Origin of the sequence: Methylobacterium sp. E-065, assembly GCF_022829605.1 — a bacterium.
Taxonomy (GTDB): domain Bacteria; phylum Pseudomonadota; class Alphaproteobacteria; order Rhizobiales; family Beijerinckiaceae; genus Methylobacterium.
Map to the genome: position 1 here is coordinate 1 of NZ_JAKSYD010000078.1, position 1,076 is coordinate 1,076.

1 protein-coding gene is annotated in these 1,076 nt (G+C 70.4%); it reads left to right on the forward strand.

The genetic code is table 11. The annotated features are described in order from the left end of the window. The first annotated feature begins 233 nt into the window (after positions 1 to 233). Complete coding sequence (locus tag MKK84_RS08370) at positions 234 to 902, forward strand: hypothetical protein (protein WP_243918652.1); 669 nt, start codon at positions 234 to 236, stop codon at positions 900 to 902. Positions 903 to 1,076 lie beyond the last annotated feature (174 nt).

A 1,076-nucleotide genomic window follows, 5' to 3' on the forward strand; every position in this document is an offset into this window, starting at 1 on the left:
AGGCGAGTCGCGGCCGCCATTCAGGAGACCATCGCCGCGAGATAGACCCTGAAAAGCCAACAGGCCCCCGTCGCCAAACGGGAGCCTGCTGAAAATCCTGGGGCCTTGTGAGGCCGCGTCGATAGCTCCTCACAAGCCATGACCTCCCCCGTGGAGTCAAGCGAGAACGCCAATTCTCGCACCGGGAAGGCTTTGCCTGGACCCTAGCCGCGGCCCGTGAGGGACCGGGATCGATGTTTCACGCCACCATGCGGTCGGCGATCGAGGAGGCGCGGACACTCGCGCAGCTCGACGACCTGTCGCGCACCATCTGGCAGGCCCACGCCACCGAGGCCGTCACCGACGATGAGGCGCAGGGGCTCGCCGAGGCGCTGCACACCCGCAGGAGCGCCGTGCGCGAGGCCGTGGCGCCCGTCGGCATTCCGCTCGGCCGTGTGACGCTGTTCCCACCGAAGCGCCTCCAGCGCGCGCCTGAGCGATCCGTGGCGATCGAGCGTCGCCGTCGGCTGGCCTGCTCCGGCCCGATGCCGCCTGCTCTCGCATCGAGGTTCACCACCGGCCAGCTCGCCGTCCTGCGGATCGTCGGGGACGAGATGGCTCGAAACGGTGCCTGCGGGCTGTGCATCGACGCCATAGCCGCCCGGGCTGGGGTCTGCCGGCGACTCGCCCAGGCCGCGATCCGGCTGGCTGAGGGCGACGGCTTGCTGACATCCAAGAGCGGCGCCACCAAGGGCGGAAGTCGGATCCGAACGTGGTCCGCATCATCAGCCGGATCGCGGCCTGGGCGAGTCGCCGGCAGACCCCAGCCCGGGCGGCTACGGCGTCGATGCACAGCCCGCAGGCACCGTTTAGAGCCATCTCGTCCCCGACGATCCGCAGGACGGCGAGCTGGCCGGTGGTGAACCTCGATGCGAGCGCGGGCGGCATCGGGCCCGAGGCCTGGCGCAGCTCCGCGCGGCGGGGCTCGAGATCCGAGTCGCGACCGACCTTTCCCCCGCGACTCTCGCCCGGGAGGCAGCCGACTGTGTTGCAGTCATCACACGCAATGGCGGCTTCCCCGCAGAGGCGGTGTTGGC